Genomic DNA, 12,513 nt, shown 5'->3' on the forward strand with positions numbered 1-12,513 from the left:
GTGAAGCTGGATTCGATGTACCAGGAAGTCATCCTGGACCACTACAAGCACCCGCACGGGCGTGGTCTGCGCGATGGCGACGCCGAGGTGCACCACGTCAACCCGACGTGCGGCGACGAGATCACGCTGCGCGTCAAGTACGACGGGTCGACGATCGCCGACGTGTCGTACGAGGGCCAGGGCTGCTCCATCAGCCAGGCCAGCGCGTCCGTCCTGAACGACCTGCTGGTGGGCAAGGAGCTCGCCGAGGCGCAGAAGATCCAGGAAGTCTTCCTGGAGCTGATGCAGTCCAAGGGCAAGCTGGAGCCCGACGACGCCATGGAGGAGGTCCTGGAGGACGCGGTCGCGTTCGCCGGGGTCTCCAAGTACCCCGCCCGCGTCAAGTGTGCTCTGCTGAGCTGGATGGCGTGGAAGGACGCGACGGCCCAGGCGCTGGGCGAGACCGACGGCGCCGCTGCCGAGAGGAAGACCGCATGAGCGAGAACGAGACCCTGACCACGAAGCCCGCTTCCGAGGAAGAGGTCCGCGAGGCGCTGTACGACGTCGTCGACCCCGAGCTGGGCATCGACGTCGTCAACCTCGGACTGATCTACGGCGTGCACATCGACGACGCGAACATCGCGACGATCGACATGACGCTGACCTCGGCGGCCTGCCCGCTGACGGACGTCATCGAGGACCAGGCGAAGTCCGCTACCGAGGGCATCGTCAACGAGCTCCGGATCAACTGGGTCTGGATGCCGCCGTGGGGCCCCGACAAGATCACGGACGACGGCCGCGAGCAGCTGCGCGCGCTCGGGTTCAACGTCTGAGCGGACCCCGCCGCCGAGCGGGAGCGAAGCGCCGCGCGAAGCCCCCGGAGAGTTCCTCTCCGGGGGCTTCGTCGTTTTAGGTACGCCCGTACACAGTGATATGTACACTCGTACGCATGGGATACGGACTGCTGGCCGCGGCCATCGCGGCGGAGGTGGCCGGGACGACGGCCATGAAGTACAGCGAGGGCTTCAGCAGGCTGGTGCCCTCACTGATCACGATCGCGGGTTATCTGCTCGCCTTCACTCTGCTCGCGCAGACCCTCAAGACCCTCTCCGTGGGCACCGCCTATGCGATCTGGGCGGGCATCGGCACCGCCGCCGTCGCCGCGATCGGCATGATCTTCATGGGGGAGTCAGCCAACATGGTCAAGATCGCGGGCATCGGCCTCGTGATCGCGGGCGTCGTCGTGCTCAACCTGGGAGGGGCCCACTGATGGTCCGCCGGTACGACCCGGACCGCCGCCAGCGCATCATCGACGCGGCGATCCGCGTGGTGGGGGAGAAGGGGATCGGCGGGCTCAGCCACCGCACCGTCGCCGCCGCGGCCGATGTCCCGCTCGGCTCCACGACGTACCACTTCAAGACGCTCGACGAGCTCCTGGTCGCCGCGCTGCGGCAGAGCAACGAGGGCTTCGCGAAGGTGATGGCCGCAGGGCGGGCCTTCAACGACCCCGACGCGGACCTCGCGGCGGAGCTCGCGCGGCTCCTCGGCGAGTGGTTCGCGGGGGAGCGCTACGGCGTCGAGCTGGAGTACGAGCTCTATCTCGCCGCCCTGCGCAGGCCCGCGCTGCGTCCGGTGGCCGCCGAGTGGTGCGCGGGCCTCGCCGAGGCGATCGAGCGGTGCACCGACCCGGTTACCGCGCGCGCCCTCGTCGCCCTGATGGACGGGATCTCGCTGCAGGTGCTGCTCACGGGCGGCGAGTACGACGAGGCGTACGCCCGGGAGGTGTTCAACCGCCTGATCCGGTCAGCGACCTGACCGTGGCGAGGGCCGCCGCGACGCTCGCCTCCACGTCCTTGACCGGGTACTGCACGTCCCGCACCACCCGGACGGCGTCCACCACCAGCGTCAGCCGCTTCAGCCGGCTCAGGCCCGCCGCACGGAACGTCGGCAGGCGCAGCGCCGCCGTGAGGCCCAGGCCCTCGTCCGAGAGGAGCGGGAAGCGCAGGCCCTCCTTCTCGGCGAACGCCCGCTGCTCGTCGGGGCGCTGGGCCGAGACGCCGTGCACGGTCGCGCCCGCCGCCGTGAACTCCGCGAGCTGGTCCCGGTAGGTGCAGGACTCCAGCGTGCAGCCGCGCGCGCCGGGAATCCCGGCCCAGCCGGGCGGATAGGCGTCCTGGCGGGCGTACGCGCCGGGGAAGCAGTACAGGACCGTGTACGGGGTGTCCCCGGCCACCGGATCGCGCGGCTCCCCGTCGTGGCCCACGAGCCGGAGCTCCGGCACCCGCGTGCCGAGCAGCTCGTGGACCCGCCGCGCCTCCAGGGACGTCTCCGTCGCGGTCGCCATCGTCTCTCCCTCTCCCGTCACCCAGGTGTCGCCCCAGTCCTGGAGGGCGACCAGGACGGGCAGCAGCGCGCGGCCGCGCGGCGTCAGCCGGTACTCGTGGCGCACCGGGCGGTCCTGGTAGGGGACGCGCGTGAGCACGTCGGCCGCCACCAGGAGCCGCAGCCGCTCGGTCAGCACCTTGCGGGACAGACCCAGTTCGCGCTGCAGCTCCTCGAAGCGGTGCACGCCCCGCGCCGCGTCGCGCACGATCAGCAGGGTCCACCAGTCGCCGACGACGTCCAGGGCCTGCGCGATGGCGCAGTGGTCGTCGTCGAGCCGGGTTCGTTGCGCCATGCCGCCCATGCTGACATAGTCCGTTCCCAAAAGGAACGTACTCGGGGAGGCGTGGTGCGGGACAAGCGCGGCGAACGGCGGGACCGGCAACCGGGACAGCGGCTGCGTGACGTACCGAGAACCGTGTGGCTGCTCGCCGCGGGCCAGTTCTTCAACATGGTCGTCACCTTCACCTTCGTCTACTTCTTCGTCTATCTGACGGACGAGCGGGACCTGTCCGTCGCCCGCGCCGGACTCATCAGCGGCATCGGCGGCATCGGCATGGTCGCGGGCAACTTCACCGGCGGCTGGTTCGGCGACCGGTACGGCCACCGCCGGGTGCTCCTCGTCGGGTCCCTCGCCGCCGGCGCAGGCGTGCTCGCGCTGCCCGTTCTGCCGGTCGCGCTGCTGTACGTCGTGCCGGCCCTCAGCCAGTACGCGGGAGGATGCGCGCGCGCCGCCAACAGCGCCCTTGTCGCCGTCGCCGTCCCCACGGGCGGGCGCCGCCATGCCTTCGCCGTGACCCGGTTCGCGGCCAACGCGGGATTCACCGTCGGGCCCCCGCTGGGCGCGCTGCTGATCGCCCACGTCTCGTACGACTGGCTCTTCGTCGTCGACGGGCTCGGCACGCTCGTCTTCGCCGCGTACGCCCGGCAGATCCTGCCCGCCCACGGCGCGGCACGCGCCAAGCAGGCCGAGCCGGGACCGGGCGTCCTCGCCGCCCTGCGACAGCGCCCCACCGTGCTCGTCCTCCTCGGCGCCATCCTCGTCACCGACCTCGTCTACCGCCAGCAGTACTCGACGCTTCCCGTCGACCTCGCCCGGCACGGCCTGGACACCGGCGTCTACGGCTGGCTCCTCGCCATCAACGGCGGCGTCATCCTGCTCCTCGAACTCCCCGCCACCCTCGCCCTGCGCGGCCGCGCGCCGCTGCGCATCATCGGGGCCGGGCTGCTGCTCGTCGGCGCGGGCTACGCCGTGCTCGCCCTCGGCGTCGGCGTCGCCACCGCCGTCGCCATGATGCTGCTGCTCACCGCGGGCGAGATCCTCTACAAGACACCGGCCACGGCGTACGTCGCCGACCACGCGCCCGCCCACGTGCAGGGCCGCTTCCAGAGCCTGTACTCCGGCGTCTCGGTCAGCGGCGTCGTGCTGTCGGCGCCGCTCGGCGGGGCGCTGTACACCGTGGCGCCGGGGCTGCTGTGGCCGCTCTGCGCGGTGCTCGCGGGGGTGGCGGGGTGCGTCGTCCTCGCGGCGGGGCGGGGGCGGACCCGCCCGGCGTCCGTGCCCGTCCCCGTCCCCGTCGCCGTCGGCGGCACCACCGCCGGCCCGGACCCTGAGACCGGTTCGCCCGCGCGCGGCACCTCCGGTTAGGTTTCACCCATGACCGACACGAACGCATCTCGCACCACCGGCGCCGTCGCCGCAGGCCTCGCCACCGTCACCACCGACGGCACCGTTCTCGACACCTGGTTCCCCGCCCCCGAGCTCACCGCCGCGTCCGCCGAGGACCTCGGCCCCGCAGGCAGCGAGCGGCTGACCGCCGAGCGCGCCGTGGAACTGCTCGGTGAGGGCGCCGCGAAGGCCATCGGCCCGGACGCCCGCCGTGGCGTGGAGATCATCGCCGTACGTACGGTCATCACGTCCCTCGACGACAAGCCGCTGGACGCCCACGACGTCTACCTGCGCCTGCACCTGCTCTCGCACCGCCTGGTCAAGCCGCACGGCGTGAACCTCGACGGCCAGTTCGCCTTCCTCGCCAACGTCGCCTGGACCTCGCTCGGCCCCGTCGCCGTCGACGACGTCGAGAAGGTGCGCCTCAACGCCCGCGCCGAGGGCCTGCACCTCGCCGTGACGTCCGTCGACAAGTTCCCGCGCATGACGGACTACGTGACGCCGAAGGGCGTCCGCATCGCCGACGCCGACCGGGTCCGGCTCGGCGCGCACCTCGCCGAGGGCACCACCGTGATGCACGAGGGCTTCGTGAACTTCAACGCGGGCACGCTCGGCACCTCCATGGTCGAGGGCCGCATCTCCGCGGGCGTCGTCGTCGGCGACGGCTCGGACATCGGCGGCGGCGCCTCCACGATGGGCACGCTGTCCGGCGGCGGCAACGTCCGCATCGTCATCGGCGAGCGCTGCCTGGTCGGCGCCGAGGCGGGCGTCGGCATCGCGCTGGGCGACGAGTGCGTCGTCGAGGCCGGCCTCTACGTCACCGCGGGCACCCGCGTCACCATGCCCGACGGACAGATCGTCAAGGCCCGCGAGCTCTCCGGCGCCTCGAACATCCTCTTCCGCCGCAACTCGGTCACCGGCACCGTCGAGGCCCGCCCGAACAACGCGGTGTGGGGCGGCCTGAACGACGTCCTGCACAGCCACAACTGACCGGACACCGCCGCTCGACAGGGGGAACGACATGAACAGAACGGGTGCACGGGCGCTGGCCCTCGGCGCCGCCGCGGTGCTCGGCCTGGTGGCCGGGTGCGGACAGAGCGTGGGGCAGCCCCGCGACGACGTCCGCGGCGGCGCGCACGAGGTGAGCCGGGCGGCGACCGGTGATCACAGCCATCCGCTGCGCAAGAGCGACATCCCCTGGAGCGGCAGCCCGAGCCCGTTCAACGCGCAGACCAAGCTCGCCGACGGGCGGCGCGTGGCCATGCACTACATGAAGGGCAAGGGGCTGTTCGTGCAGGACTACAGCCCCCGCGCCAAGGGCTGGTCCAAGCCCGCCGTCGTGTACAGGACCAAGACCGACGCCTGCCAGGGCATCACCCTCAAGGCCAAGGACGGCACCGTCGCGGCCTTCGGCGACTTCGGCATGTACTGCGCGGACGGCGAACCGCCGACCGAGTCGGTCGCCGCGGTGGCCGTGGGCCCGCTGACGAAGTGGGACAAGCACCTCACGACGGACTTCGACGGCTGGGAGAAGATCGCCGTCGCCCCCGGAGGCAAGAAGGTCACGTTCAGCCGGGGCGGCGACACGCTGCGCTGGACCAAGGCCGGAGGATTCCCGGCCGCGCGCTGAGCGAGCCGCAGAGTCGCGGAGCCGCACCGGAGCGGTCGCCCCTTTTGGGGCGGCCGCTTCTTTTCGTGCGGCTTCTTTTCGTGCGGCTTCTTTTCGTGGGGCTCCTGCTTCGTGCGGATCTTTTTCTTGCGGGTTTTTTCTTCGGGAGGCATAGCGGGGGGCTCCCGGACCCGTCCTCAACCATGCGGGAGGGCAACAGGCCCACCAGGGAGCGAAGGTGACGATGGATGCCCAGGAGCAGGACCGTTTCCGCGAGTTCGTGGAGACCAGATCGCCGGCGCTGCTGAAGACCGCCGTACTGCTCAGCGGAGGCGACCGGCACGCGGGGGAGGACCTGCTGCAGAACGCGCTCGTCAAGGCGGCGGGGCGCTGGCAGCGGATCGACGAGCCGGAGGCGTACGTCCGGCGCATCCTGTACCGGCAGCAGGTCAGCCGGTGGCGGCTGAAGTGGCCCCGGCGCGAACTGGCCGTCGCGCAGCCGCCGGAGCGCGCCACGTCCGCGGACGGCACATCTGCCGCGGAACTGCGGATCGTGATGCGCGGAGCGCTGGCCAAGCTGACCGCTCGCCAGCGGACCGTACTCGTACTGCGCTACTTCGAGGACCTGCCCGAGGCGGAGGTGGCGGCCGTCCTCGGCTGCTCCGTCGGCACCGTGCGCAGCACGACGCACCGCTCCCTCGCCCGGCTGCGGGGCCTCGCGCCCGAACTGGCGCACCTCGACCGGCACGACACCGCGGAGCGGCCCGTCTCCCCCGACTTCTCGCCCATGGAGGTATGACCGTGAACATGGCAGATGTGGTGCGCGATTCGCTGCGGGAGCAGGCGGACCAAGGAGCGCCCGTGCCGGGCGACTTCGCCGACCGCGTGCTGGCCGTGCGGCGGCGGCGCAGGACCCGGGCGATCGTGGGCACCTCGCTCGCCGTGGCGACGGCCGCCCTCGTGGCGGTGGCGGTACCGGCGATCGACTCGGACTCCGGGGAGGAGGGCCCGCGGCCGGCCAGCGAGCTGCAGAGCGGCGACGTCCTCGCGCACCCCGGCCAGACACCCCCGCGGGAGCTGATCGCCGCGGGCCGGACGGCGCTCGCCGCGTACAGCACGAGCAAGCGCGTCATGCAGCCCGACGGCGACGCCGTCTTCACCCGTACCTACCGGCTCCTCGACCAGAAGACCGGCACCTACCGCGAGGCGCCCCGCTGGTCCTGGCTCGACGTCGCGCCCGGCATGCGGACCGCCGCCGTCCTGGAGCGTGGCCTGCCCACGAAGCGGATCGGCCTGCTGAACCTGATCACGGGCAAGGTCGAGCGCTGGATCCCGGTGAAGCACGGGGTCGGAGGCGTCGAGTTCTCGCCCGACGGCAGGAAGCTCGTCGCGACGACGTACGCGGACGACCCGGACCGGCTCGACAAGGACCGGCCGATGAGCGACGGCAAGCACGAGGAACCGGGCCCCGCCGACCCGAGCAGGACCGGCTTCTACGTCCTTGACGTGGCTTCGGGGAACGGGAGTTGGAGCGAGGTGAAGACGAAGACCGGCGAGTTCGGCATCGCGGACATCAACACCCGCCAGGACTTCACCTTCAGCCATGACGGCTCCCTGGTCTACACGGGCCTCACCTCCGCGCCGCACCAGCAGTACTACGACTTCGAGGGCCGCAAGCGGAGCACCCCCGCGAAGGAGAAGCATCTGCGCTGGTTCGTCGACGGCGGGCTCTCCCCGAACGGAAAGCTCGCCGCCGGTGACTTCGCGGGCGGCGCCAAGACCACCGCCACCGAGGTCCTCGACCCCCTCACCGGCAAGCGCGTCGCCAAGATCCCCGGCCAGCAGCTCCTCGCCTGGGCCGACGACAAGCGGCTCATCGCCTGGGACATCGCGCCCGGCACGAGCGAATACCGCAACCGTCTCGTCCTCGTCACCATCGGGAGCAAGAAGACCGTCCCGCTCAGCGGCTACCGCTCGTCGAAGGCCGACGCCGGCTCACGCTGGACGCCCCTCTTCGCCGAACGCTGATCACCCCGCTGTGTGGGTAGCGTCGCCCGGTCCGGGTACTCGGCCCTCCCAGCCAGAAGGGAGGCGGACCCCGTGACCGGGACCATGGGCGAGCAGCCGACGCGCGATCACGCGCAGCACTCGGTGGGAGAGCTCGTCGAACGGGCCAGCGCACAGCTTTCGGAACTCGTACGTCAGGAGATGCGGCTCGCCGGCCAGGAGATGGCCGAGAAGGGCAAGCGCGCGGGCCGCGGCGGAGGCCTCCTCGGGGCAGCCGGCGCGGTCTCGTACGTCGGTCTCATGGCGCTCGCGGCCACAGCGGCCGCGGCACTCTCACTGACCATGCCCGTGTGGGCCGCCGCCCTCATCGTCACCGGCGTGCTGTTCGCCGTGGCCGGGGTGCTCGCAGCGCTGGGGCGCAAGCAACTGGCCCGCGCGGTGCCCCCCGTGCCGCAGGAGGCGATGGACAGCGTCAGGGCGGATGTCGACGAGATCAAGGAAAGGGCCCACCGATGACGGACACCCCGAAGGACTCCACCAGCACGGGTGCGAAGGGGCCGGACGAACTGCGCCGGCAGATCGACGAGACCCGCAGCAACCTGGGCGAGACCGTCGAGGAACTCGCGGCGAAGGCGGACGTGAAGACCCGCGCCCTGGAACGGGCCGCGGTGGTCAAGGGACAGGTACAAGGAACGGCGGCACAGGTGAAGGACAAGGTGACGGAACAGGCGGCACGCGCCAAGGGCAAGGCGGCCGACGAGGCGGGCCACGCGAGGACCGTGACGGCCGAGGGCGCGGCACGTGCCAAGGAGAGGGCGGCCGAGGGCGCGGCCCGCGCCAAGGACGCCGTGCTCGACGGCAAGGCGCGCGCGGAACAGCACGCCGCCGTGGTCCAGGCAGAGGCGAAGGTGGCCGAGGCCGCGCGCCGGGTGCAGGAGGGCACGCCCGAGCCGGTACGGGCCGTCGCGAACGGCCTCGTGAGCAGCGGGCGCCGCCGCCCGGGGGCGTTCGCCGCGGCGGGCGCGGGCCTCCTGCTCGCCTTCGTGGTGCTGCGCCGCCGTAAGGGGGCGGGCCGGTCATGAGCGGGGTCCAGGTCCTCTACAAGCCGCTCGGCCTGGCCTTCGGCATGGCGGGCGGCGCGCTCGCGAGCGCGCTGTTCAATCGCACGTGGAAGGCGGTCGCGGGTGAGGACGACGCGCCGGACGCGCACGACGAGGAGCGTGCCTGGGGCGAGATCCTCGCCGCGGCCGCGCTTCAGGGAGCGATCTTCGCCGTGGTCAGGGCCGCGGTGGACCGCGGCGGCGCGATCGGCGTGCGGCGGATGACGGGCCGCTGGCCGGGCTGACGCCGACGGCCGTCTGGCATGATCGGCGCGGGCGCCGACAGGCCGGACGACACAGAGGCTTGAGGCACGATGAACGACAGCACCACCAGCACCACCACCACCAGCACCACCAACAACACGGCCGCCGGTGGCGGCGCGGGGCAGGGCGAGCGGCGCGTGGCCCTGGTGACGGGCTCCTCGTCCGGCATCGGCGCCGCCATCGCCCGCCGCCTCGCCGCCGCCGGCGTCCGCGTGGTCGTCAACTCCGCCCGCTCGGTGGAGGCGGGCGAGAAGCTCGCGGCCGAACTCCCGGACGCCGTCTACGTACGGGCGAGCGTCGCCGACGAGGCCGACGCCGCGCGGCTCGTCCAGGCGGCCGTCGACACGTACGGCCGCCTGGACATCCTGGTCAACTGCGCGGGCGCCACCCGGTTCATCGACCACGACGACCTCGCGGCCGCGAGCCCCGACGTGTGGCGGGAGCTGTACGACGTCAACGTCATCGGCGTGTGGCAGACCATCACCGCTGCCGTCCCGCACCTGCGGGCGAGCGGCGCGGGCAGCATCGTCAACATCTCCTCGCAGGCGGGCGTGCGCCCGAACGGCAGCTCGATCCCGTACGCGGTCAGCAAGGCCGCCGTGAACCACATGACCAAGCTGCTCGCCAAGACGCTCGGCCCGGCCGTACGGGTCAACGCGGTGGCACCCGGCATGATCGACACGCCGTGGTTCGACGGGGTGGAGGGCATCGAGGCATCGATGGAGGCGGTGGCGGAACGGCTGCCGCTGGGCCGCGTCGGCCGCCCCGAGGACATCGCCGAGGCGGTGGCCGACCTGACCAACTCCTCGTACATCACCGGCGAGGTGCTCCTCGTCGACGGTGGCGGCCACCTCCTGTAGCCGCCACCGGGGCGCCGCGGGGGCCGCGTTGACGGAGCCGGGCGCCCGGAGGAAGCTCTGCGCATGGCCACGACGCAGCATCACCGGTACGCGCGTTACGTCGCGATCGGCGACAGCCAGACGGAGGGACTCGGGGACGGCGACGAGGAGCACGGCTACCGGGGCTGGGCCGACCGGCTCGCCGAGATCCTCGCCGCCGGGAACCCCGGCCTCACGTACGCCAACCTCGCCGTGCGTGGCCGGCGGACGGCGCGGATCAAGGCGGAGCAGCTGGCCCCGGCCCTCGCGCTGAAGCCGGACCTCGTGACCGTCATGGCGGGCATGAACGATCTGGTGCGGCCGGGCTTCGATGCCGCGCTCGTCGCCGCCGACGTCGAGGAGATGTTCACCGAACTGACCGCCGCGGGCGCGCGCGTGGCCACCGTGACCTTCCCGGACATCGGGCGCGTCTCACCGCTCGCACGGCGCGCGCTGCCCCGCGTCCTGGAGCTGAACGCCCGCATCCGCGCGGCCGCCGACCGCCACGGCGTCGTCGTGTTCGACACGTTCCCGTACCGCATCACCACCGATCCGCGGCTGTGGAGCGGGGACCGCATGCACGCGAGCCCGCTCGGGCACGCCAGGATCGCCGCGGGCATGGCGGACGCGCTCGGTCTTGCCGGGCACGAGAACTGGCTGCGCCCGCTGCCCCCGCCGGCCCCGGTCTCCGTGTTCGGGGCGGTGACGGCGGAGGCGCGCTGGTTCGCCGGGTTCCTGGGTCCGTGGCTGTGGCGGCGGGTGCGGGGGCGTTCGTCGGGCGACGGGCGGGAGGCGAAGCGCCCCGTGCTCGCGGAGGTGGCGGCGAACGGTCACCGAGGGGCTTGACTTGAACCTTGGTTGAGGTTGGAGCGTTGTCCTCGTCCACGCCGGACCCCCTCCGGCACCCGACAGCGACCGAGACGGACGGCCCGCCATGCCCACGACCTCCACCCTCAGCACCGGAACCCTCCCCGACCCCGCCCGCCGCGACGGGGGCCTCACCTTCATCAGCACGTGGAGCACCGGCTCGCCCGAGCGGCAGCGGGCCACGCTGGACGCCATCGCGAAGGCCTGGGAGACCCGCCCCTGGCCGCACGAGGGCCTCCTCTCGTACACGGTGTACGCGGGCGCCGACGGCTCGACCGTCCTGCACCACTCGCAGTGGCGCGACGAGGACGCCTACCAGGACTTCTTCGCGAGCTCCGGCAACGGCAGGGACGCGAGGAACGCCGACATCGACGCGGCCGTCCCCGGCATCGACCGGCTCGGCCTGAACAAGACGCGGCTGTACCGCAGTTGGACCGGCGGGCGCGGGCGTGCGGGGCGCGAGCCCGGCGCGATCGTGATCGTGCAGGTCGACTTCGAGGGCCCCGACCCGGAGCGGCAGCGCGCCTGGGCGGACACGGTGATCGAGGCCCTGGACAGCGGCCCCGCCGACGGCAGCGGGCTCTACGCGGCGCACTTCCACGCCAGTACGGACGGCAGGCGCGTCGTCAACTACGCGGAGTGGGAGAGCGAGCAGGCCCACATCGACGCGCTCGCCTCGGCGGGCGACGGCATCGGCTCGCCCACGCCCCAGTGGCGGCGGGTGCGGGAGTTCCCCGGTGTGCTGGACGATGGAGCGGTGGCCCGGTACCGCTTCGCGTACAACTTCGTACCGAGCAAGGCGTAGTTTCCCGGCGCCGCCCCGCCGACGGCTCCCGCCCGCCTGGACAGCGCCGGTTCCCGGCGGGACGGTGGAGCCATGCTGGACGCACTCAGGGGGCCGTCATGAGCGGCGACGGCGGGCCGGGCCGGGGCAGGCCGGGCAGGCGCCGCAGGCCCGGCAGGGCGAGGGCGGACAGCGGCAGGCCCCCGGAGACCGCAGGGTCCCCCGCCACCGGCACGGCGTTCGAGATCGTCCGGGAGCTGGAGATCGAGGGCTCCCCGGCCCAGCTCTGGTCCGCCCTCACCACCGGCACCGGCGGCTGGCTGTGGCCCATGGAGTACGAGCCGCGCGAGGGCGGCGCCGCCCCCTCCGGCGGCACCGTCACCCGCTGGGACCCGCCCCGCCGCCTCACCGCCCGCGTCGAGGACCCGGACGGCGTGCCGGGCCAGACCCTCAACCAGCTCGACCACCTCATCGAGCCGCGCGACGGCGGCCGCCGCTCCTGGCTGCGCCACGTCCACAGCGGCATCTTCACCGACGACGGGGACATCCGGTACGAGGCGACCGTGAAGCACATCGACTTCCATCTGCACACCCTGGGCCAGTACATGGCGTACTTCGAGGGCCGCCCCGTCGCCTTCTCCGCCGTCAGCGGCCCGCCCGCCGCAGGCGCCCCGGACGCCTTCGTCCGGCTCGCCCGCGCCCTCGGCCTGCCCGACGACGCCACGGACGGCGCCCGCGTCCGCGTCCAGGCCCCCGGCGGGGAACTGGACGCGGTGATCGACTTCCGCAGCCCGTACTTCATCGGGCTGCGCGCGGACGAGACGCTGCACCGCTTCTTCGGCCGCAACCACTTCGGCGCCCGGGTCGGCGTCTGCGTCCACGACTTCGGCGCGCACGCCGACGCCAAGGGCACCGAACTGGCCTGGCAGGACTGGCTGGACCACCTCTACGGCTGATCACAGGCCCAGCCGTCG

17 protein-coding genes are annotated in these 12,513 nt (G+C 72.7%); 16 read left to right on the forward strand and 1 reads right to left on the reverse strand.

The genetic code is table 11. The annotated features are described in order from the left end of the window. The 4 genes from sufU to AB0N81_RS08495 all read left to right on the forward strand — a co-directional run bounded on the left by sufU (position 1) and on the right by AB0N81_RS08495 (position 1,794). Complete coding sequence (gene sufU, locus AB0N81_RS08480; protein WP_365356799.1) at positions 1-477, forward strand: Fe-S cluster assembly sulfur transfer protein SufU; 477 nt, start codon at positions 1-3, stop codon at positions 475-477. Continuing rightward, a complete protein-coding gene (locus AB0N81_RS08485) occupies positions 474-812 on the forward strand; it encodes a metal-sulfur cluster assembly factor (RefSeq protein WP_030358830.1) in 339 nt (112 codons plus the stop codon). Before sufU ends, AB0N81_RS08485 begins: the two co-directional genes overlap by 4 nt. Positions 813-928: 116 nt before the next feature. Then, positions 929-1,249: a multidrug efflux SMR transporter gene (locus AB0N81_RS08490; protein ID WP_365356800.1), complete on the forward strand. Its 321-nt coding sequence runs from the start codon at positions 929-931 to the stop codon at positions 1,247-1,249. Further along, positions 1,249-1,794 carry a TetR family transcriptional regulator gene (locus AB0N81_RS08495; RefSeq protein WP_365356801.1) on the forward strand — a complete coding sequence of 182 codons (546 nt, stop codon included), beginning with the start codon at positions 1,249-1,251 and terminating at the stop codon, positions 1,792-1,794. Before AB0N81_RS08490 ends, AB0N81_RS08495 begins: the two co-directional genes overlap by 1 nt. On the opposite strand, the gene AB0N81_RS08500 is transcribed toward AB0N81_RS08495, so the two are convergent. Further along, complete coding sequence (locus AB0N81_RS08500; RefSeq protein ID WP_365356802.1) at positions 1,766-2,656, reverse strand: winged helix-turn-helix transcriptional regulator; 891 nt, start codon at positions 2,654-2,656, stop codon at positions 1,766-1,768. The genes AB0N81_RS08495 and AB0N81_RS08500 overlap by 29 nt on opposite strands. A 54-nt stretch (positions 2,657-2,710) precedes the next feature. Between AB0N81_RS08500 and AB0N81_RS08505 the strand changes: the two genes are divergently transcribed. The 12 genes from AB0N81_RS08505 to AB0N81_RS08560 all read left to right on the forward strand — a co-directional run bounded on the left by AB0N81_RS08505 (position 2,711) and on the right by AB0N81_RS08560 (position 12,495). After that, entirely contained in the window at positions 2,711-4,009 is a 1,299-nt protein-coding gene (locus AB0N81_RS08505; protein WP_365356803.1) for an MFS transporter, read from the forward strand. Between the two features lie 9 nt (positions 4,010-4,018). Then, complete coding sequence (gene dapD / locus AB0N81_RS08510) at positions 4,019-5,020, forward strand: 2,3,4,5-tetrahydropyridine-2,6-dicarboxylate N-succinyltransferase (RefSeq protein WP_365356804.1); 1,002 nt, start codon at positions 4,019-4,021, stop codon at positions 5,018-5,020. 31 nt (positions 5,021-5,051) lie between these two features. After that, on the forward strand, positions 5,052-5,660 hold the full coding sequence (locus tag AB0N81_RS08515) for a hypothetical protein (RefSeq protein WP_365356805.1): 609 nt from the start codon (positions 5,052-5,054) through the stop codon (positions 5,658-5,660). Positions 5,661-5,883: 223 nt separating this feature from the next. Then, a complete protein-coding gene (locus AB0N81_RS08520) occupies positions 5,884-6,438 on the forward strand; it encodes a SigE family RNA polymerase sigma factor (protein WP_365357023.1) in 555 nt (184 codons plus the stop codon). 2 nt (positions 6,439-6,440) lie between these two features. Then, positions 6,441-7,667: a WD40 repeat domain-containing protein gene (locus AB0N81_RS08525; RefSeq protein WP_365356807.1), complete on the forward strand. Its 1,227-nt coding sequence runs from the start codon at positions 6,441-6,443 to the stop codon at positions 7,665-7,667. Between the two features lie 84 nt (positions 7,668-7,751). Beyond that, positions 7,752-8,162 carry a phage holin family protein gene (locus AB0N81_RS08530; protein ID WP_365357024.1) on the forward strand — a complete coding sequence of 137 codons (411 nt, stop codon included), beginning with the start codon at positions 7,752-7,754 and terminating at the stop codon, positions 8,160-8,162. Continuing rightward, positions 8,159-8,728, forward strand: a complete 570-nt coding sequence (locus AB0N81_RS08535; RefSeq protein ID WP_365356808.1) for a DUF3618 domain-containing protein — start codon at positions 8,159-8,161, stop codon at positions 8,726-8,728. Before AB0N81_RS08530 ends, AB0N81_RS08535 begins: the two co-directional genes overlap by 4 nt. Beyond that, a complete protein-coding gene (locus tag AB0N81_RS08540; RefSeq protein WP_365356809.1) occupies positions 8,725-8,991 on the forward strand; it encodes a DUF4235 domain-containing protein in 267 nt (88 codons plus the stop codon). Before AB0N81_RS08535 ends, AB0N81_RS08540 begins: the two co-directional genes overlap by 4 nt. Positions 8,992-9,060: 69 nt before the next feature. Further along, positions 9,061-9,870: a glucose 1-dehydrogenase gene (locus tag AB0N81_RS08545; protein WP_365356811.1), complete on the forward strand. Its 810-nt coding sequence runs from the start codon at positions 9,061-9,063 to the stop codon at positions 9,868-9,870. A gap of 63 nt (positions 9,871-9,933) precedes the next feature. After that, a complete protein-coding gene (locus AB0N81_RS08550) occupies positions 9,934-10,734 on the forward strand; it encodes an SGNH/GDSL hydrolase family protein (RefSeq protein WP_365356813.1) in 801 nt (266 codons plus the stop codon). Between the two features lie 88 nt (positions 10,735-10,822). Continuing rightward, positions 10,823-11,560, forward strand: coding sequence for an antibiotic biosynthesis monooxygenase (locus AB0N81_RS08555; RefSeq protein WP_365356814.1), 738 nt, complete (start codon positions 10,823-10,825; stop codon positions 11,558-11,560). 98 nt (positions 11,561-11,658) lie between these two features. Next, positions 11,659-12,495 carry an SRPBCC domain-containing protein gene (locus tag AB0N81_RS08560; RefSeq protein ID WP_365356816.1) on the forward strand — a complete coding sequence of 279 codons (837 nt, stop codon included), beginning with the start codon at positions 11,659-11,661 and terminating at the stop codon, positions 12,493-12,495. The last annotated feature ends 18 nt before the right edge of the window (positions 12,496-12,513 follow it).

The organism is Streptomyces sp. NPDC093510 (assembly GCF_040683555.1).
Classification (GTDB): Bacteria; Actinomycetota; Actinomycetes; order Streptomycetales; family Streptomycetaceae; genus Streptomyces.